Source organism: Pseudonocardia sp. EV170527-09 (assembly GCF_008369905.1).
Lineage (GTDB): Bacteria > Actinomycetota > Actinomycetes > Mycobacteriales > Pseudonocardiaceae > Pseudonocardia.
Genome location: NZ_VRMC01000036.1, coordinates 18375 through 37394, shown reverse-complemented (window position 1 = coordinate 37394; position 19020 = coordinate 18375). Strand labels below are relative to the sequence as shown.

Below are 19020 nucleotides of genomic sequence, written 5' to 3'. Positions count from 1 at the left end.
TCGGCCCGGCGGGAGCACGCGATCGGGGAGGGGATGTCGCATGTTCGGCCCAGTGGGGGGAGTGCGGAGGGTGGGCGGCCATCCTGTTGCGCAGCACCGTGGTGGCGGGTGTCCTCCCGTCTCCGGCGACCGGGCTCACTCGATCGGCCTAGACTCGCCGCATGGATGCGCAGGGACCCGCGACGCGGCCGGGCCGCCAGGTCGTCGGCCTGCCGGTACGAGCGCTGCTGGCCCTCGTCGTGGCGTCGGCGAACGTCATCGGCGCGGCCGTGGTGCTGGTCATCGCGGCCTTCGTGCTGCCCCGGGAACAGCTGCTCGACGCCGTCGAGATCCGGCTGGTCAATCTCGTCGTGCTCGCGATCTACCTGCTCGTCGCGGTGCCGGTCGGGATCTGGTTCGGCCGCCGGAAGCTGACCGTGCGTCGCTCCTCGCGGGACCCCCGGGCGGACGAGCGGCAGCTGGTGCTGCGGGCACCCGCCCGCATCTCGTCGATGGTCGCCCTGCTGTGGGTGGTGGGGGCGGTCCTGTTCTGCTTCCTGAACCTGCGCTACTCCGGGCGGCTGGGCTTCTCGGTCACCGCCACCGTGCTGATCGGCGGCGTGACCACCTCGGCCCTGTCCTACCTGCTAGTCGAGCGGATCCTGCGCCGCGCCGCGGCCCGGGTGCTGTCCGGGCGGCCGCCGAAGCGGCGTCGCCTGATCACCGGGGTCATGCTGCGTTCGGTCGGGTTCTGGGCGCTCGGCACCGCGGTCCCGATCTCCGGGATCATGCTGGCCGGGCTCGTCGCCCTGGTGTTCGGGGACTCCTCGCCCACCCAGCTCGCGGTCACCATGCTCGCGCTGGGGGGCACGGCGATCGGGGTCGGACTGATCACGACGCTCGGCGCCGCCCGCGCCATCGCCGACCCGGTGCTGGCCGTGCGCCGTGCGCTGGCCCGTGTGCAGGACGGTGATCTCGACGTGCGCCTGCCCGTCTACGACAACACCGAGCTCGGCCAGCTCCAGGCCGGGACGAACAGCATGGTCGAGGGACTGCGCGAGCGGGAGCGGATCCGGGACCTGTTCGGCCGCCACGTCGGCCGCGACGTCGCCGAGGCCGCGTCGGCGCGCGGCGACGGCATCCGGCTCGGCGGCGAGGTGCGGCCGGTCGCGGTGCTGTTCGTCGATCTCGTCGGTTCGACGACGATGGCCGCCCGCCGCCCGCCGGAGGAGGTCGTGGCGGTGCTGAACCGCTTCTTCGGGGTGGTCGTCGAGTGCGTCGAGCAGGCCGGCGGGTGGATCAACAAGTTCGAGGGCGACGCCGCGCTCGCCGTGTTCGGCGCCCCGCTCGACCTCGACGACGCCCCCGGCGCCGCGCTGAGCGCCGCCCGCTGCCTGGGCGCCCGCCTCGCCGAGGAGATGCCCGAGGTCGAGGCCGGCATCGGCGTCTCCGCGGGCGACGCGGTCGCCGGCAACATCGGCGACCCGCGTCGATTCGAGTACACGGTGATCGGCGACCCGGTGAACGAGGCGGCGCGGCTCACCGAGCTGGCGAAGTCGGTGCGGGGGCGGGTCGTCGCGGCCGCCCGGGCCGTCGACGCCGCCGGGAGCGAGGCCGCGCGGTGGCGGGCATCGGAGTCGGTGACGCTGCGCGGGCGGGACGAGCCGACCGGGATCTGGGTCCCGGCCGGGCACGATCGGGACGCCGCGGACGGCACAGACGGCACAGACAGCGCGGAAGCTACGGACCCCGCCGACGTCGTCGGATCCGCGGAGAACGGTCGTAGGTGACGACGAGGGTGTCCTCGGGCAGGATGCGCCCATGGGCAACGGTGCTACCGAGTTCAGCGAGCAGACCGCGGCGTCGATCCGGCGGGTGCGCCGGCACACGCTCGGGGACCTCCTGCACCGGACGGCCGTCCGGTACCCGGGCAAGACCGCGGTCGTCGACGGCGACACCCGCTGGACCTTCGCCGAGTTCGACGCCGCGGTGAACCGCTGCGCCGCCGCACTGGCCGGGCAGGGCCTGGTCAAGGGCGACCGGCTCGCGCTGCTCTCGCACAACTGCCGCCAGTTCGCGGTGCTCGTCTACGCCACCGCGCGGCTCGGCGTCGTGCTCGTGCCGATCAACTTCATGCTGAACGCCGAGGAGATCGCGTTCATCCTCGACCACTCCGGGGCGACGGCGTTCGTCGTCGAGGACGCGCTGGCCGCGACCGGGGAGAAGGCGCTCGCGCAGTCCTCGGAGCCGGCGTCGGTCCGGGCCTGGATCGGGCTGTCCGGGCAGGCACCGACCGGGGACTGGGCCGACCTGGACGCCTGGATCGACGGCGACGGCGACCCCGGCGAGCCCGACGTGCACGTCGCCGACGACGACCCGCTGCGCCTCATGTACACCTCCGGCACCGAGTCGCGGCCCAAGGGCGTCATGCTGCCCAGCCGATCGCTGATCGCCCAGTACGTGTCGTGCGTCGTCGACGGCGGGATGGAGCACGACGACGTCGAGCTGCACTCGCTGCCGCTCTACCACTGCGCGCAGCTGGACTGCTTCCTGTCCGTCGACGTCTACCTGGGCGCCACCAGCATCATCCTCCCGGCACCGGACCCGGCCCGGCTGCTGGAGACGATCGAGCGGGAGAAGGTCACCAAGCTCTTCTGCCCGCCGACGGTGTGGATCTCGCTGCTGCGCCACCCGGACTTCGACACCCGGGACCTGTCGAGCCTGCGCAAGGGCTACTACGGTGCCGCGGCGATGCCGGTGGAGGTGCTGCAGGAGCTGTCCCGGCGGCTCCCCGAGGTACGGCTGTGGAACTTCTACGGCCAGACCGAGACCTCCCCGCTGGCCACCCTGCTCGGCCCGGACGAGCAGCTCAGCCACGCCGGGTCGGCCGGGCGGGCGTCGCTGAACGTCGAGACGCGCGTCGTCGACGACGAGGGCAACGAGGTCGCGCCGGGAGAGGTCGGCGAGATCGTGCACCGCAGCCCGCACGTGACGCTGGGGTACTACGAGAACGAGGAGAAGACCGCCGAGGCGTTCGCCGGTGGCTGGTTCCACTCCGGCGACCTGGGCGTGATGACCGCCGACGGGTACCTGTCCGTCGTCGACCGCAAGAAGGACATGATCAAGACCGGTGGGGAGAACGTCGCCTCCCGTGAGGTGGAGGAGGCGCTCTACCTGCTCGAGGGTGTCGCCGAGGTCGCCGTGTTCGGCGTCAGCCACCCGCACTGGATCGAGGCCGTCACCGCGGTCGTGGTGCCGAAGCAGGGCGTGACGCTGACCCGCGAGCAGGTCGACGCGCACGCCCGGGAGAAGCTCGCGGGCTACAAGCGGCCCAAGTACGTGGTGTTCGCCGACGCGCTGCCGAAGAACCCCAGCGGCAAGATCCTCAAGCGGGAGCTGCGCACCGAGCACGGCGAGATCGCGGCCCGGGAGGGCTGAGCGGGCTCAGCCCTCCCGGCGCACGACGAACTCGGCCTCGACCTCGGCCCGGACGGTGATGTCGTCCGGGGCGAGGAGCGTGCCGAGAGCACCGTCGGCCTCGGCGAACCCGCCCGGCGCGGACATCGCGCGGGCGCTGAAGCTCAGCCCGACCGGCTGGTGCGCGCCGAGCATGCCGGTGTCGGCGACCGAGCGCGGCGCGACGGGGCCCAGGTCGAGGGCGTCGGCGTAGTCCTGGGCGCGCTCGACGGCCTGGCGCAGCGCGTCCTGGCGGGCCGACCGCTCGATCTCGCGGCGGTGCCCCCGGGCCAGGTCCCAGGAGATCCCCTGCACCTGCGCGCCGGCGAACCGGCCCACCCCGGACAGCCACGCGCCGAGCCGGGCGACGTCGTCGAACTCCACCGACACCGAGACCGACGCGTGGTGCACCGGCGGCTGCGGCCGGCCCTCGAACGACGGCTGCTCGACCCAGCTGCGGGCCTGGTCGACGACGTAGCGCCGGACCGGACCCGCGCCGGGGTCGTGCAGGGTGCGCACGTCGGCGACGAGCGCCGCGGTGCCCCGCTCGACCTCGGACCGCACTGCCGCGGCCTCGGGCCCCTGCGCCTCCACGACGACCTGCGCGGTACCCCGCTCGGCGGGGACCTGCCGCTCGTGCTCGCCCCGCACCCGGATCACGACGTCGCTCATGCCAGCTTCTCCCACAGGAATCCGTAGGCCAGTGCGGCCATCCTCGCGGCCTGCGCGTTGTCCGCGGCGCCGCCGTGCCCGCCCTCGATGTTCTCGTAGTAGGTGACGTCGTGGCCGGCGGCCTCCAGCGCGGCGGTGAACTTGCGGGCGTGGCCGGGGTGCACCCGGTCGTCGCGGGTGGAGGTCAGCAGGATCGTCGGTGGGTAGTCGGCGTCCGGGTCGATCAGGTGGTAGGGCGAGAACGTCCGGATGAACTCCCAGTCGTCGGTGTCCGGATCGCCGTACTCGGCCATCCAGGAGGCGCCGGCGAGCAGGTGGCTGTAGCGCTTCATGTCCAGCAGCGGCACCTGGATCACCACCGCACCGAACAGCTCGGGGTGGCGGACCAGCGTGTTCCCCGCCATCAGCCCGCCGTTGCTGCCGCCCTGCACGGCGAGGTGCGCGCGTGAGGTGATGCCGCGGTCGATCAGGTCCCGTGCGACGGCGGCCATGTCCTCGTAGGCGCGCGGGCGCTTCTCCCGCAGCGCCGCCCGGTGCCAGCGCGGCCCGTACTCGCCGCCGCCGCGCAGGTTCGCGACCGCGTACACGCCGCCGCGCTCCAGCCAGGACCGGCCGGTCGCGCCGGAGTAGCCGGGCGTCATCGGGATCTCGAAGCCGCCGTAGCCGTAGAGCAGGGTCGGGGCGGTGCCGTCGAAGGGCAGGTCGGTGGGCCGGACCAGGAAGTAGGGGACGCGGGTGCCGTCGTCGCTGGTCACGAAGTGCTGCTCGATGACGTGGCGGGACGCGTCGAAGAACGCGGGCGCGCTGCGCAGCGGCCGGGGTGCCTCGCCGACCGTGGCGATCGACAGCGTCGAGGGGGTCAGGTAGTCGGTCACGATCAGCCAGACGTCGTCGCTCTCGTCGGCGTCGACCGCGGCGACCGTGACGCTCCCGAACTCCGGCGCCCCGACGAACGGTGACCGCTCCCAGCCCTGCTCGCCGGGGGTGAGCACGACGAGGCGGTCGACGACGTGTTCCAGCACGTCGAGCACGAGGTGGTGGCGGGTCCAGGTGTACCCGGCCAGCGAGGAGGAGTCGGTGGGTTCGAACAGCACCTCCCAGTCCGGGGTGCCGGCCAGGACGTCGTCGAAGCGGGCGGCGAGCAGCGAGCCCGCGGTGAACGACCCCCAGTCCTCGCGCAGCTCGACGGTGCACCACTCGCGGTGCACGTCGGTCATCGCGGAGTCCGGGACGTCGATCTTGGTGAGGGTCCCGTCCGCGCCGATCAGATGGAGCTCGTCGGCGTAGAAGGCCAGGGCCCGGCGCAGGAAGTCCCGCTCGAAGCCCGGGGTGTGGTCGCGGAACGCCGAGATGCTGAGGTCGGTCTCCTCGCCCGCGTAGACCAGCTCGGCGGACTCCAGTGCCTCGCCGCGGCGCAGCCGGCGCACCGTGCGCGGGTAGCCCGACGTCGTCATGGTGCCCGGACCGAGGTCGGTGGACAGGTACACGGTGTCGCGGTCGATCCAGCTCATCCCGCCCTTCGCCTCGGGTCGGGAGAACCCGTCCTCGACGAAGGTGCGGGTCGGCAGGTCGAACTCGCGGGTGACGTCGGCGTCGGCGCCGCCGCGGGACAGGTCGACCAGGGCGCGGTCGAGGTCCGGGCGCAGGAACCGGGCGCCGTGCCAGACCCAGTTCTCGCCCTCGGCCTCGTTGAGCGCGTCGACGGCGAGCAGCACCTCCCACTCGGTGTCGGCGCTCCGGTAGGACTCCGGGGTGGTGCGCCGCCACAGGCCGCGCGGGTGCTGCTCGTCGGTCCAGAAGTTGTAGTAGTACCCGCCGCGGGCGGTGACGAACGGGATCCGGTCGCGGGAGTCGAGGACCTCGCGGATCCCCGACTCCAGCTCGGTGAACAGCGGGGTGCCGGTCAGCCGCGCCTCGGTGCGGGCGTTGCGTCGGGCCACCCACTCCAGGGCCTCGGTGCCGGTGACGTCCTCGAGCCAGGCGTGCGGGTCGTTCGTCATGGCCCGATCATCGCTCACACGAACGGTGCGACGGCGATCCCGGTCCGGGCGAGCTCGTCACGGACCCGCCGGGCGGTCGCGACGGCACCGGGGGAGTCGCCGTGCAGGCAGGCGGACTCGGCGCGGACGGCGACCTCGCTGCCGTCGACCGCGCGCACCGTCCCCGACCCGACCATGCGGACGAGCCGTTCGGCCGCATCCGTGGGGTCGTCGAGCAGTGCGCCCGGCTCGCCACGCGGGACGAGCCCGCCCTCGGGGGTGTAGCCGCGGTCGACGAAGAACTCGCCCACCGCGCGCAGCCCGGCGCGCTCGGCCTCCGCGAGCAGCGCGGACCCGGGCAGCCCGAGCACCGGCAGCGACGGGTCGTACGCCAGCACCGCCCGGACGACCGCGCGAGCCTGCGCGGTGTGCGTCCGCGTGGCGTTGTAGAGGGCGCCGTGCGGCTTGACGTAGCGGACCCGGGTGCCCGCGGCCCGGCACAGCGCCTCGAGCCCGCCGATCTGGTAGAGCACGTCGTCGGTCAGCGCGTCGGGCTCGATGTCGAGGAACCGGCGCCCGAACCCGCGCAGGTCCGGATAGGACACCTGCGCCCCGACCACGACCCCCGCTCCGGCGGCCCCCGCGGTCGTGCCCCGCAGCGTCGAGGGATCCCCGGCGTGGAACCCGCACGCGACGTTCGCCGAGGTGACGAGCCCGAGCATCGCCTCGTCGTCGCCGAGGGTCCATCGGCCCCAGGACTCGCCGAGGTCGGCATTCAGGTCGATCGTGCTCACGGATGCGTCCTCGGTGTCGGGTCGGGTCGAGGTCCAGTGTGACCGGGATCGGGTCACCATGTTCGGACCGCCGCCGTCCGGGGCGCGCCCCGGACGGGTCACGCGGGGCACACCCCGCTCAGCCCTCCCGCAGCGCCCCCGCCCGCACCAGGACGGCGGCCCGGTGCCCCACACGGACCCGTTCGAGGGGCCGGACCCCCGGCGGCAACGCCACCGTCCGTCCACGTCCGACGGCGACGACCACGGCCTCCGGGCGGAGGAGGGTCACGACCGCGCGGAGGAACTCGCCCCCGGGCTCCCGGCCGTCGTCGGCGGCGGCCGCCCGGGCGGGCGGCGGTGCCCAGGTCGTCCGGATCCCGTGTGGCAGATCGGCCAGGACGAGGTCCGGGCCGGCGTCGTCCGGGGACGCCCCGGCGAGGGCACCGCGGACGGCGGCGGTGTCCCGGGCGTCGGCGACGGCGACCGACCAGGTCGGGGTGCTCGCCGGGACCAGGGTCCGGGCGGCGGTCGCGGCGTCGGCGTAGGACGGCTTGTCGTGCCGGGCGGCGAGGGCGTCGAGGTCCGCGGCGCGGGCGGCGAGACCGCCGGGATCGAGCAGGGCGAGGTTGCGGCGGGCCAGGTCGAGCGGCTCGGGGTCGGCGTCGGTGCCCACCAGACGCGTGATGCCGGCCCCGAGCAGGCCCAGCACGGTGAGGGTCACCCCGGCGCCGCAGCACGGGTCCCACACGGTGAGCGGGGGGTCGACGGGCAGATGGGCGCGGGCGCGACCGGCGAGCTCGACGGTCAGGCGGACCGGGAGGGTCGGGCGGCCCGGTGCCGACGCCAGCACCGCGTCGAGCGCCGCGTGGTTCGCGGCCGGGGCATGGCGGTACTGCACCCGGGCAGTCCAGCAGCCCTCGGCCGCAGCGGTTCCGGCGGGTGGCCGGTCAGCGGGTACGGCGGTGCAGCCAGAACGCCACGCCACCGACCAGCAGCGCGACGACCACCAGCGCGCCGACGACCTGCGGTCCCGCGGTCCCGGCCAGGTAGCTGAGCGGGAGCCCGGCCAGCGCGATGATCAGCACCCAGGCGACCACCCGGCGGGTCGCGGGGCCCTCGGGGCCGGGTGTGTTCCGATCGTGCTCCATGTCCGGAACGTACCCGGCCACCTCCGGTGCCGCGGGAGGCGGCTCAGCCGGTGTTCTTCATCCCGGCCGCGATCCCGTTGATGGTCAGGAGCAGGGCGCGCTCCAGGTCGGGGTCCGGGTCGTTCCCCGCGGCCCGGCGCTGGGCGAGCAGCTCGACCTGCAGGTGGTGCAGCGGCTCCAGGTAGGCGTCGCGCACCGACAGCGTGCCGCGCAGCACCGGGTGCCGGGCGAGCAGCTGGTCCTCGCCGGTCACCGCGAGCAGCTCGCGGCGGGTCAGCTCGTGCTCGGCGCGGATCTGCGCGAACAGTCCCTGCTGCTCCGGGTCGACCAGCGTCGCGACGTAGTTCGACGCGATCCGCAGGTCGGTCTTGGCCAGCGTCATCTCCACGTTGCCGATCAGGTTCCGGAAGAACGCCCACTCCCGCATCTCGGCCAGCTCCTCGGCGTAGCCCGCCTCGCGGGCCGCCCGCAGGCCCGAGCCCAGGCCGTACCAGCCGGGAACCACCATCCGGGTCTGCGTCCAGCCGAACACCCACGGGATCGCGCGCAGGTCGTCGAGCGTCGGCTCGCCCTGCCCCGGCCGCTTCGACGGCCGCGACCCGACGTTGAGCCGCCCCAGCTCCTCCACCGGCGTCGCCGCGGTGAAGAACAGCGGCAGGGCCGGGTCGTCGACGAGGGTCCGGTAGGTGGCGGTGGCGGCCTCCGACACGCAGTCCATGACCTCGTCCCAGCGCTTCAGGGTCTCGGCGGGCCAGCGGGATGCCTGGTGCAGCAGCGACGCGTCCAGCATCGACGCCAGCAGGATCTCCAGGTTGTCGTGCGCCAGGCTGGGCAGCGAGTACTTGTCGGAGATGACCTCGCCCTGCTCGGTGAGCTTCATCGTGGCGTCGACCGACCCGAACGGCGCCGACGCGATCGCCTCGCCTGCCGGGCCGCCACCGCGTCCGACCGACCCGCCGCGGCCGTGGAACAGCCGCAGCCGCACCCCGTGCTCGGCGGCCACGTCACGCAGCTGGCGCTGGGCCCGGTGGATCTGCCACTGCGACGCGGTGATCCCCGCGCCCTTGTTGGAGTCGGAGTACCCCAGCATGATCTCCTGCAGGTCACCGCGGTTGCGGACCTGCTGCCGGTACCCCGGGTCCGACAGCAGTCCCTCCAGCAGCTCCCCGGCCCGGGACAGCTCCTCGACCGTCTCGAAGAGCGGCACGAGGTCGATCGAGGAGCGCGGGTCGTCGCCGATCTCGACCATGTACGCCTCGCGGGCCAGCACGGCGACGGCGAGCAGATCGTCGACGTCGCGGGCCATCGAGACGATGTAGGTCCGCACGACCTCCTCGCCGAACTCGTGCTGCAGCGCGTGCACCGTGTCGAACAGGTCCAGCACCGGTGCGGCGGCCTCGGGCACGCCGTAGTGGCGACGGAACAGCGGCCGCTTGGTGCGCAGCTCCGCCGACAGGAGCTCCCGCCGCTCGTCACGGGTCAGCTCGGCGTAGGGCCGGTCCAGCTCGCCGAGCCCGTCGAACACCGCTCCGAGCGCGTCGTGGTGCTTCTGCGAGTGCTCGCGCACGTCCAGCTCGACCAGGTGCAGGCCCAGCGCGCGGGCCGAGCGGATCGCCCTGGCCAGGGTGCCGCCGGCGATCCGGGCGCCGTGGTGCCCGCGCAGCGACCGGTCGACGACCAGCAGGTCCTCCAGGTAGCCGGCCGACCCCAGGTAGTCGACGCCCGCCTCGTGCGCGGCGCCGGTCGCGATCCGCCGGCGGGTGTTCTCCAGCCGGGCCGCGACGTAGGACAGCTTGAGCCGGTACGGCTCGTGCGCGTTGAGCCGGATGAAGCGGTCGTGCACCGTGGGCAGCGCGCGCCGGTCCCGGGCCAGCGAGCCGCGCAGCTCCTCCGACACCCCCATCACCCGCGTCGACACCGACAGCTCGAAGACCAGCTTCTCCACCAGCGCGGTGTGGATCCGGATCGCCCGGTCGGCGTTGAGCTCCAACACCTCACGGGTCACCGCCGGGGTGACGTTGGGGTTGCCGTCGCGGTCGCCGCCGACCCACGACCCCAGCACGAGCGGACGCGCGTCGGCGGGGATCTCCAGTCCGGCGTCGGCGGCCTCCCTGGCGAACTCGCCCAGCAGGTCCGGGACGGTCCGCTCGCCGAGCCGGGCCGCGAACCAGGCGACGTTGCGTGCCTCGTCGATCACCATCGGCTTGCCGGGGCGGATGTCGTCGGTCTGCCACAGCAGGTCGACCAGGGCGGCGAGCTCCTCGTCGGGTGCTCCCGCGTCCAGGGCGTCGACGACCCGGCGCAGGATGCCCAGCACCGACTGCCGGGTCGACTCGGTCGGGTGCGCGGTGAACACCGGGCGCAGCTCGGCCCTGGCCAGCACGTCGGCGACCTCGTCCGGGTCGGCCTCGGTCGCCAGGCGGCGCAGCACCGCCCGCAGCGGTCGCGCGTCGGCCGGCCGCAGCTGCCGCAGCTCCCGTGACCGGTGCAGCTGCTCGGCGACGTTGGCCAGCTGGAAGTACTGGGAGAACGCGCGCGCCAGCAGCACCGCGGTGCCGGTGTCGATCCCGTCGAGCAGCGCCGCGACGACGTCCGGGCCCGCCTCGCCGCGTGCGGAGTCCCGGGCCGCCCGTCGCACCTTCTCGACCAGCTCCAGGACCTCGGGGCCGGCCTCGTCGGACAGCGTCTGACCGAGCATCGTGGACAACCGCCGGATGTCGGCGCGCAGCGCCTTCTGCTCACTCTCGCTGACGACGCCCGAGTGCGCGGCCAGCGAGTCGGGGGCGAGTGCGGTGGTCTCCGAGGGGCTCACGCAGGCTCTCCGGTTCTCCGCGCGGTGACGCGGTTCGGGACGGGCCGCTCGCGTCGTCGGGAACGGGGGTCGGGCCCCGGCATCGTCCCCCGCCGCCGTGGGGCGGGGCCATCTCTGGCGCCGCCCGTAACCGCGGGGAAACCTGATCTGCACGAAGTCGGACACATCCGCACGACATCGCACATCGTCATGGACACACTGGGTGCATGACCCGTTGGCTGCGTCGCACCCCCGGTGCCTCCCGTCCTCGCATCGAGTTCGGGGCCGACTACAACCCCGAGCAGTGGCCGCGCGCGGTGTGGGAGTCCGACGTCGCGCTCATGCGCGAGGCCGGGGTGACGATCGTGACCGTCGGCGTCTTCTCCTGGGCGCTGCTGCAGCCCGCACCGGACCGCTGGGACCTCGGCTGGCTCGACGACGTGCTGGACCTGCTGCACGCGGGCGGGATCGCCGTCGACCTCGCGACGGCGACGGCCTCACCGCCGCCGTGGCTGCACCACCGGCACCCGGAGATCCTCGCCGTCAACGCCGACGGCCGGATCCTCGCCCCGGGCGGGCGCCAGCACCACCGCCCGACCTCCCCGGTGTTCCGCAGCCACGCACTCGCCCTGGTCGAGCGCCTCGCCCGCCGCTACGGCGACCATCCCGCGCTCGCCGCCTGGCACGTGTCCAACGAGCTGGGCTGCCACGACGTCCACGACCACTCCGAGGACGCGCAGCGCGCGTTCCGGGCCTGGCTGCAGCGCCGCTACGGCGACCTCGACCGGCTCAACCGGGCCTGGGGCACCGCGTTCTGGTCCCAGCACTACGGCGAGTGGGACGAGATCGGCACCCCGCGCCGCACCGGCCCGGGCACCCACCCGAACCCGACCCAGCAGCTCGACTTCGCCCGCTTCTCCTCCGACGCCCTGCTCGACCACCTGCGTGCCGAGCGGGACCTGCTGCGCGAGCTCACCCCGGACGTACCCGTGACGACCAACTTCATGGTGATGGGCGAGACGAGCGGCATGGACTACGCGACGTGGGCGCCGCAGGTCGACATCGTCGCCAACGACCACTACGTGTTCCCCGGCCCGGACGCCCGCGACGAGCTGTCGTTCTCGGCCAACCTCACCGGCAACCTCGCCGGCGGAGACCCGTGGTGGCTGATGGAGCACTCGACGTCGGCGGTGAACTGGCAGCCGGTCAACCGCGCGAAGCGTCCCGGGGAGCTCGCCCGCGACGCGCTGACCCACCTCGCGCACGGCGCCGACGCGCTCTGCTTCTTCCAGTGGCGCCAGTCCGCGGCGGGCGCGGAGAAGTTCCACTCGGCGATGGTGCCGCACGCCGGGCCGGATTCGGCGCTGTTCCGGGACGTGCGCGCGCTGGGGGCGACACTGCGTGAGCTGGCCCCGGTCGCCGGGGCGCGGCGGGTCCCCGCGCCGGCCGCGGTGCTGTGGGACTGGCCGTCGTGGTGGGCCGCCGAGCAACCGTTCACCCCGACCGCCGAGCTGCGCTACAAGGCCGAGGCTCTCGGCTGGTACCGGGCGTTCCTCGACGCCGGGGTCCGCGCCGACGTCGTGCCCGCCGGCGCCGACCTGTCCGGCTACGGGCTGGTCGTCGCCCCGGTGCTGCACGTGGTCGGCCCGGACCGCGCGGCCGCGCTGACCGCCTACGTCGAGGCCGGCGGGCACCTGGTCACCACCTACTTCTCCGGCACCGTCGACGACGACGCGCACGCCGTCCTCGGCGGCTACCCGGGCGCGCTGCGCGACCTGCTGGGCATCCGGGTCGAGGAGTTCGCCCCGCTCGACCCGGGCGCCGTCATCGAGCTCGACGACGGCTCCACCGGTGACCTGTGGAGCGAGGCCGTGCAGGTGGTGGACCCGGCCGTCGAGGTGCTCGCCCGCTGGACCGGCGGTGGCACCGACCCGGCCGCGGGTGACCTGGCCGGGCTGCCCGCGGTGACCCGTCGTCCGGTCGGGGACGGGTCGGCGACCTACGTCCCGACCCGGCTCGCCGACCGCGCCCCGCTGCTGCGACGCCTGCTGGCCGCCGCCGGGATCGGGTCCGAGCTGCCCGGCGAGCTGGTGGGACGGGTGGAGCTGGTCCGCCGCGAGGGGTTCCGGTTCGTCGTCAACCGGACCGACTCCCCCGTCGATCTGGGGCCGCTCGGCGCGGTGGAGGCGCTCACCGGCCGGGCCGCAACCCTGCCTCCGCGTGGGGTGACCGTCCTCCGGGACTGAACCGCACGTTCCTGCCCCGGCGAGGGCGGAAACGTGCCTCTCGGCGACGGCGCGACAGCAGGAGCGTGGCCGCGGACGACCGGACGCCCCGCCGCGCGGCAGGCGTGGCGGGGCGTCCGGGCCGTACGGGGTGACGCGGGGTCAGCTCGCGTCGAGGTCCTGCTCCAGCAGCTCGGCCAGGGCCGCGACGGCGGCCTCGCCCTGCTCGTCGTCGGAGGAGGTCAGCACGACCTCCTCGCCGGACTGCACGCCCAGGCCCATCACGGACAGGATCGAGGCGGCGTCGACCGGCCCACGCTCACCGTCGGCGGTCCCGATCTGCACCTTCACCCCCTGCTCCTTGGCGGCGGTGACGAACAGGTTGGCGGGGCGGGCGTGCAGCCCGACGGACGACCCCACCTTCACGCGGCGCTCGGCCATGTCGGTGTTCCTCTCGGTGTGGGTGGTGGGTGTCAGCCGGCGACCGGCGCGGCGGCCGGGGCGGCGGCGGGCTGCTCGACGGCGGCCGGGGCCGGGGTGCGGCGGGCCGACTTCAGGCCGACGACCAGTGCGGCGGAGACCAGGGTGCCCGCGACGATCGCCAGCAGGTAGGCGAACGGGTTGCCGATCAGCGGGACCACGAAGATGCCGCCGTGCGGGGCGCGCAGCGTCGCGCCGAAGGCCATCGACAGCGAACCGGCGACCGCGGACCCGGCCATCAGCGACGGGATGACCCGCAGCGGGTCGCCCGCGGCGAACGGGATCGCGCCCTCGGTGATGAACGAGGCGCCCAGCAGCCAGGCGGCGCGGCCGTTCTCCTGCTCGACCTTGGTGAACAGGTTCTTGCGGACGGTCGTGGCCAGGGCCAGCGCCAGCGGCGGGGTCATGCCGGCCGCCATCACCGCAGCCATGATCATCAGCGCGGTCTCCGACCCGGTGGACAGCCCGGCGACGGCGAAGGCGTAGGCGGCCTTGTTGACCGGACCACCCATGTCGAAGGCCATCATCAGGCCGAGCAGGGCGCCGAGCAGGATCGCGTTGGTGCCCGACAGGCCGTTGAGCCAGTTGGTCAGGCCGGTCGTGGCGGCCGCGAGCGGCGTGCCGACGACCAGGAACATGATCGCGCCGACGACGGCGGTGCCGATCAGCGGCAGCACCAGCACCGGCATGATCCCGGCCAGGGCACGCGGCGGCTGCCACAGCTTGAGGCCGTAGATGATCGCGCCGGCGAGCAGGCCGGCGACCAGGCCGCCGAGGAACCCGGCATGGGTCTGGACGGCGATCATGCCGCCGACGAAGCCGGGCACCAGGGCCGGGCGGTCGGCGATGGCGTAGGCGATGAAGCCGGCCAGCACCGGGACGAGGAAGCCGAACGCCAGGCCGCCGACCTGGAAGAACAGCGCGGCCCAGGACTGCACCGCACCCGGGTCGAACACGACCGAGGCGACGCCGTTGTCGTCGAAGGAGACGACGTCGGGGGCCTCGTTGATCTGGTAGCCGCCGAGCGCGAAGCCCAGCGCGATCAGCAGACCGCCGGCCGCGACGAACGGGTGACGTAGGAGACACCGGTCATCAGCCAGCCGCGGAGCTTGGAACCGAAGCCCGAGCCGAAGTTCTTGGTGTCCAGGTCGGACCCGTCGCGCTGGGCCGGGACGGCGGCCGCGGCCGAGCCCTTCGGCTGCGCGGCGGCCTTCGCGACGGCCTGCTCGATCAGGCCCGGCGCGCCGCCGATGGCCTTCTTGACCGGGGAGGTGACGGTCGGCAGGTGCGCGAAGCGCTCCTTGTCCCGCACCTCGACGTCGGCGGCGAGGATGATCGCCTCGGCCTCGTCGAGCTGGGCCTGGGTGAAGGGCGTCGAGCCCGCCGAACCCTGGGTCTCGACGACGATCTCGTGCCCCGCCTCCTCGGCGGCGACCTCGAGGGCTTCGGCGGCCATGTAGGTGTGGGCGATGCCCGTCGGGCATGCGGTGACGGCGAGGAGCTTCATGCTCCCACCTCCTGCTGGATGAAGGTCGCGACGGCGGCCGGGTCGGTGGCGTTGCGGAGCTCGTTCTTGAACGAGGCACGGACCAGGCGACGGGCCAGCGCGGCGAGCACCGTCATGTGGTCGGTGTTCCCGCCCTCCGGGGCGGCGATCATGAAGATGAGGTCGGCGGGACCGTCCTCGGCGCCGAAGTCGACACCCGACGGAGCCCGGCCGAAGGCCAGGGTCGGCTCGGTGACGGCCGCGGAGCGGCAGTGCGGGATGCCGATGCCGCCCTCCAGGCCGGTCGGCATCTGGGCCTCGCGGGCCTCGATGTCGGCGAGGAAGGTGTCCAGGTCGGTGACCCGGCCCGCCCGCACGAGGCGCTCGGCGAGGGCGGTGACGGCGGTCTTCCTGTCGGCCGACGGCACGTCGAGGTCGACCAGATCAGCGGTGATCAGTGCGGTCATGCGGCATCTCCGGTGAGAGCGAGGGTGACGTCCGGCGTGGGTGCCAGTTCGACGTCGTCGATTCGGATGTCGGCCGGACCCGGCGTGGCGGAGCCGGGCAGTCGGCAGGCGGCGGCGCCGTAGGCCACGGCGTGGCGCAGGGCGTCGGGTCCCTCCCCGCCCGCGGCCAGGAACCCGGCCAGGGTGGAGTCACCGGCGCCCACCGTGCTGAGCACGGTGATCGGAGGGGTCCGGGCGTGGTACTCGCCGGACCGGTCGACCAGCAGGGCGCCACCGGCGCCCAGGCTGACCAGGACCGCGCCGATCCCGCGGGCACGCAGCTCGCGGGCGGCCAGCAGCACGTCGCCGAGGCTGCCCAGGGGGCGCCCGACGAGCTCGGCCAGCTCGGCGTGGTTGGGCTTCACGAGGTCGGGGGCCGCAGTGACGGCGTGGTGCAGCGGCGCGTCCGAGGTGTCGACGGCGATCCGCAGGCCGGGCCGGCGGCAGCGCCGGACCAGCTCCGCGTAGAAGTCGTCGCGCACACCGGAGGGCAGCGAGCCGCAGCCCACCAGCCAGGTCGCGCCCGCGCCGAGCGCGCAGGCCCGGTCCATCAGGGCCTCGACCTCGTCGGCGGCCAGGTGCGGACCCCGCTCGTTGATTTTCGTGGTGACGCCGTCCGGCTCGACCAGGGTGATGTTCACCCGGGTGGCCTCGGTGATCGGCACCGCGACGGTCGTGACGTCGGTCGGCTCCAGCAGCGCGGCCAGCCGCTCGCCGGGCGTGGCACCCGACGGCATCAGGGCCACCGTGCGGTGCCCGGCCGAGGCCAGGGCGCGGGCGACGTTGACGCCCTTGCCGCCGGGGTCGATCCGGACCGACTCGGCCCGGTGGACCTCGCCGCGCACCAGGTGCGGCAGCGCGATGGTCCGGTCCAGGCTCGGGTTCGGGGTGACCGTCACGAACATCCGCGGAGCGGGGACGGAACGGGGTGTCATGCGCGTACCACCTTGGGGCCGGCGGCCTCGAGCACGGCGGCGTCCGCCGCGGCGAGGCCGGTGTCGGTGATCAGCGTGTCGACCTCGGCCAGCGTGCCGAAGCGGACGAACTGGTCGGAGCCGAACTTGCTGGCGTCGGCGAGGACGACGGTGCGGCGCGCGGCGCGCAGCATCGCCCGCTTGGTCGCGCCCTCGCCCGTGTCGGGTGTGGTGAGGCCGCGGGCCACGGAGAAGCCGTTGGTCCCGAGGAACGCGACGTCGATCGTCAGACCGGCCAGCACCTCGGTGCCCCAGTCGTCGACGGTGGCCAGCGTCGTCCCGCGGACCCGGCCGCCGAGCAGCCGCAGGTCCACGTTCGGGCGTCCGGCCAGCGAGGACGCGATCGGCAGCGAGTTGGTGACGACGGTGACGTCGCGTTCGCGGGGCAGCGTGCTCGCGAGCCGGGAGGTCGTGGTCCCGGCGTCGAGCAGGACGGTCGCGGCGGTGCCCAGCTCGGCGAGGGCGGCCTTGGCGATCCGCTCCTTCTCCGCGCCGAACTGGCTGTCGCGCTGGCCGACCCCGGGCTCGAAGTTCAGCAGGTCCGACGGGATCGCCCCGCCGTGCACCCGGCGGACGAGCCCCTGGCGCTCCAGGGCCCCGAGGTCCCGGCGGATCGTCTCGGGGGTGACATCGAGCTCCTCGGCGACGGCGGCCACGTCGACCCGGCCCCGGTCCCGGGTCCGGTCGAGCAGCCACTGCTGACGCTCCGCTGCGTACATCTTTGTTCGCTCCCGCTTCGATGCTTGCTTGTGTCTGAGTATGTGGGTTCTACTGTGTTTGTCAACGGGTCACGCCGACGTAACCCCGGGAGCCACTCCATGCCGAGCACGACCGCCCTCACCGGAATCCCTGCCAGCCCCGGCCGCGCCGGCGGCCGCGTCGTCCGCGTCGCCGAGCCGCCGGGCGAGCCGGCCGCCGGTCCCGCCCCGGCCGACGCCGCCGCCGAGGCCGCGCGGATCGCGCCGGCCGTCGAGCTGGTCTCGCAGCGCCTGACCGCGCGTGCCGCGACCGTCACCGGCGACGCGAAGGAGGTGCTCGAGGCGACCGTGTCGATGGTCGGGGACCCCGCGCTGCTGGAGAACGCGGAGAACCTGGTGACCGGGCAGGGCCGGCCCGCCGCGCGTGCGGTGTGGGAGGCGGCGAACGCCTTCGCCGAGATGCTGTCGTCGATGGGCGGCTACATGGCCGAGCGCGCCCGCGACATCCACGACGTGCGGGACCGCATCGTTGCCGAGCTGCTGGGGCTGCCCGCACCGGGCGTCGCCGACCTGGACGCGCCCGCCGTGCTCGTCGCGACCGACCTGGCGCCGGCCGACACCGCCGGGCTGAAGCCGGGCGTCGCGCTCGCCCTGGTGACCGAACAGGGCGGCCCGACCAGTCACACCGCGATCCTCGCGCGCTCGCTGGGGATCCCCGCGGTCGTCGGCTGCGCGGGCGCGACCGGGATCGCCGAGGGCGCCGCACTGACCGTCGACGGCGGGACCGGTGAGGTCGTCGAGGTCGCCACCCTGGACGAGGCGACCGCGTTCGCCGCCGCCGCCTCGGTCACCGCCGAGTGGGACGGCGTCGGCCGCACCGCCGACGGCCTGGTCGTCCCGGTCCTGGCCAACGTCGGCGACGGCCCCGGCGCGGTGAAGGCCGCGGACGCGCGGGCCGAGGGCGTCGGTCTGTTCCGCACCGAGCTCGCGTTCCTCTCCGCGGCCGACGAGCCGACCGAGGCCGCCCAGCGCGAGGTCTACACCGCGGTGCTGTCCGCCTTCGCCGGCAGGCCGGTCACCGCCCGCACCCTCGACGCCGGCGCGGACAAGCCGCTGCCGTTCCTGTCGCTCGACGGCGAGCCCAACCCCGCCCTCGGCGTGCGTGGGCTGCGGATCGCCCGCGTCCCCGGCAACGGCGACGGCGTGCTGGATCGCCAGCTCGCCGCGCTCGCCGCCGCGGCGAAGGAGACCGGCGTCGAGCTCAAGGTGATGGCACCGATGGTCGCCACCGCCGAGGAGGCGCGCTGGTTCGTGGAGCGCTGCCGGGCGCACGGGATCACCCAGGCCGGCGTGATGATCGAGATCCCGGCCGCGGTGCTCACCGCCGACGAGATCATGGCCGAGGTCGACTTCGTCTCGGTCGGCACCAACGACCTGGCCCAGTACCTGTTCGCCGCGGACCGCCAGTCCGGTCCGGTGGCCGCGCTCAACGACCCGTGGCAGCCGGCGCTGCTGCGGCTGATCGGGCTGCTCGGCGAGGCCTCGGCGCGCACCGGCACCCCGGTCGGGGTGTGCGGCGAGGCCGCGGCCGACCCGGGGCTCGCCGCGGTGCTGGTGGGGCTCGGCGTCGCGAGCCTGTCGATGGGCTCGGGGGCGCTCGCCGCGGTCGGGGCGAACCTGGCCGGGCTGACGGTGGAGCAGTGCCGGGAGCGGGCCAGGGTGGCCTGCGCCGCGGCCGACCCGATCGCGGCCCGCCGGGCCGTCGCCGCCCTCGACGGCTGAGGCCTCCGTTCGCCCTGGGCGGAGCTGCTCAGGGCAGAACCGGGCGCGGACCGGGCCGCCCCCCCGGCCAC

The 19020-nt window shown here is 74.4% G+C and carries 14 protein-coding genes and 1 pseudogene; 4 read left to right on the top strand and 11 right to left on the bottom strand.

Annotated features, from left to right (window positions below):
- The first annotated feature begins 161 nt into the window (after window positions 1–161).
- Together FVA95_RS13415 and FVA95_RS13410 are read left to right on the top strand one after the other, a co-directional pair.
- A complete protein-coding gene (locus FVA95_RS13415; protein WP_149664512.1) occupies window positions 162–1769 on the top strand; it encodes a mononucleotidyl cyclase in 1608 nt (535 codons plus the stop codon).
- Window positions 1770–1800: 31 nt separating this feature from the next.
- Window positions 1801–3417: an acyl-CoA synthetase gene (locus tag FVA95_RS13410; protein ID WP_149664511.1), complete on the top strand. Its 1617-nt coding sequence runs from the start codon at window positions 1801–1803 to the stop codon at window positions 3415–3417.
- Window positions 3418–3423: 6 nt separating this feature from the next.
- Here FVA95_RS13410 and FVA95_RS13405 read toward each other — a convergent pair whose 3' ends face one another.
- From FVA95_RS13405 to ppc, 6 genes are all read right to left on the bottom strand, one after another.
- Entirely contained in the window at window positions 3424–4107 is a 684-nt protein-coding gene (locus FVA95_RS13405) for an SIMPL domain-containing protein (protein ID WP_149664510.1), read from the bottom strand.
- Window positions 4104–6107 carry a prolyl oligopeptidase family protein gene (locus tag FVA95_RS13400; RefSeq protein ID WP_149664509.1) on the bottom strand — a complete coding sequence of 668 codons (2004 nt, stop codon included), beginning with the start codon at window positions 6105–6107 and terminating at the stop codon, window positions 4104–4106. Before FVA95_RS13400 ends, FVA95_RS13405 begins: the two co-directional genes overlap by 4 nt.
- A 14-nt stretch (window positions 6108–6121) precedes the next feature.
- Entirely contained in the window at window positions 6122–6880 is a 759-nt protein-coding gene (locus FVA95_RS13395; protein ID WP_164514860.1) for a LamB/YcsF family protein, read from the bottom strand.
- Between the two features lie 118 nt (window positions 6881–6998).
- The gene (locus tag FVA95_RS13390) at window positions 6999–7757 is read right to left on the bottom strand and encodes an rRNA methyltransferase (RefSeq protein ID WP_161992299.1); all 759 of its coding nucleotides are present in this window, start codon (window positions 7755–7757) and stop codon (window positions 6999–7001) included.
- A 49-nt stretch (window positions 7758–7806) separates the two neighbouring features.
- On the bottom strand, window positions 7807–8007 hold the full coding sequence (locus FVA95_RS13385; RefSeq protein ID WP_075309619.1) for a hypothetical protein: 201 nt from the start codon (window positions 8005–8007) through the stop codon (window positions 7807–7809).
- 43 nt (window positions 8008–8050) lie between these two features.
- Window positions 8051–10819: a phosphoenolpyruvate carboxylase gene (ppc, locus tag FVA95_RS13380; protein WP_240051457.1), complete on the bottom strand. Its 2769-nt coding sequence runs from the start codon at window positions 10817–10819 to the stop codon at window positions 8051–8053.
- A gap of 206 nt (window positions 10820–11025) precedes the next feature.
- Between ppc and FVA95_RS13375 the strand changes: the two genes are divergently transcribed.
- Window positions 11026–13044 (top strand): beta-galactosidase, encoded by a 2019-nt coding sequence (locus tag FVA95_RS13375; protein WP_149664507.1) that lies wholly within the window; start codon window positions 11026–11028, stop codon window positions 13042–13044.
- 141 nt (window positions 13045–13185) lie between these two features.
- Here FVA95_RS13375 and FVA95_RS13370 read toward each other — a convergent pair whose 3' ends face one another.
- The 5 genes and pseudogenes from FVA95_RS13370 to FVA95_RS13350 all read right to left on the bottom strand — a co-directional run bounded on the left by FVA95_RS13370 (window position 13186) and on the right by FVA95_RS13350 (window position 17188).
- Entirely contained in the window at window positions 13186–13464 is a 279-nt protein-coding gene (locus FVA95_RS13370) for an HPr family phosphocarrier protein (protein WP_020621690.1), read from the bottom strand.
- Between the two features lie 32 nt (window positions 13465–13496).
- A pseudogene (locus FVA95_RS13365) lies at window positions 13497–15010 on the bottom strand (PTS fructose transporter subunit IIC).
- Window positions 15007–15456: a PTS sugar transporter subunit IIA gene (locus FVA95_RS13360; RefSeq protein ID WP_060714010.1), complete on the bottom strand. Its 450-nt coding sequence runs from the start codon at window positions 15454–15456 to the stop codon at window positions 15007–15009. Before FVA95_RS13360 ends, FVA95_RS13365 begins: the two are co-directional and overlap by 4 nt.
- Entirely contained in the window at window positions 15453–16400 is a 948-nt protein-coding gene (gene pfkB / locus FVA95_RS13355) for a 1-phosphofructokinase (RefSeq protein WP_149664525.1), read from the bottom strand. The genes FVA95_RS13360 and pfkB overlap by 4 nt, the downstream gene beginning before the upstream one ends.
- A gap of 26 nt (window positions 16401–16426) precedes the next feature.
- Window positions 16427–17188: a DeoR/GlpR family DNA-binding transcription regulator gene (locus FVA95_RS13350; RefSeq protein ID WP_020621686.1), complete on the bottom strand. Its 762-nt coding sequence runs from the start codon at window positions 17186–17188 to the stop codon at window positions 16427–16429.
- A gap of 99 nt (window positions 17189–17287) precedes the next feature.
- Between FVA95_RS13350 and FVA95_RS13345 the strand changes: the two genes are divergently transcribed.
- Window positions 17288–18949, top strand: a complete 1662-nt coding sequence (locus FVA95_RS13345) for a phosphoenolpyruvate--protein phosphotransferase (protein ID WP_149664506.1) — start codon at window positions 17288–17290, stop codon at window positions 18947–18949.
- The last annotated feature ends 71 nt before the right edge of the window (window positions 18950–19020 follow it).

Bases quoted from the DNA above. Each gene is read 5' to 3' on its own strand.
- FVA95_RS13415 (WP_149664512.1), top strand. From the start codon at position 162: ATGGATGCGCAGGGACCCGCGACGCGGCCGGGCCGCCAGGTCGTCGGC.
- FVA95_RS13410 (WP_149664511.1), top strand. From the start codon at position 1,801: ATGGGCAACGGTGCTACCGAGTTCAGCGAGCAGACCGCGGCGTCGATC.
- FVA95_RS13405 (WP_149664510.1), bottom strand. From the start codon at position 4,107: ATGAGCGACGTCGTGATCCGGGTGCGGGGCGAGCACGAGCGGCAGGTC.
- FVA95_RS13400 (WP_149664509.1), bottom strand. From the start codon at position 6,107: ATGACGAACGACCCGCACGCCTGGCTCGAGGACGTCACCGGCACCGAG.
- FVA95_RS13385 (WP_075309619.1), bottom strand. From the start codon at position 8,007: ATGGAGCACGATCGGAACACACCCGGCCCCGAGGGCCCCGCGACCCGC.
- FVA95_RS13375 (WP_149664507.1), top strand. From the start codon at position 11,026: ATGACCCGTTGGCTGCGTCGCACCCCCGGTGCCTCCCGTCCTCGCATC.
- FVA95_RS13370 (WP_020621690.1), bottom strand. From the start codon at position 13,464: ATGGCCGAGCGCCGCGTGAAGGTGGGGTCGTCCGTCGGGCTGCACGCC.
- FVA95_RS13360 (WP_060714010.1), bottom strand. From the start codon at position 15,456: ATGACCGCACTGATCACCGCTGATCTGGTCGACCTCGACGTGCCGTCG.
- pfkB (WP_149664525.1), bottom strand. From the start codon at position 16,400: ATGTTCGTGACGGTCACCCCGAACCCGAGCCTGGACCGGACCATCGCG.
- FVA95_RS13350 (WP_020621686.1), bottom strand. From the start codon at position 17,188: ATGTACGCAGCGGAGCGTCAGCAGTGGCTGCTCGACCGGACCCGGGAC.
- FVA95_RS13345 (WP_149664506.1), top strand. From the start codon at position 17,288: ATGCCGAGCACGACCGCCCTCACCGGAATCCCTGCCAGCCCCGGCCGC.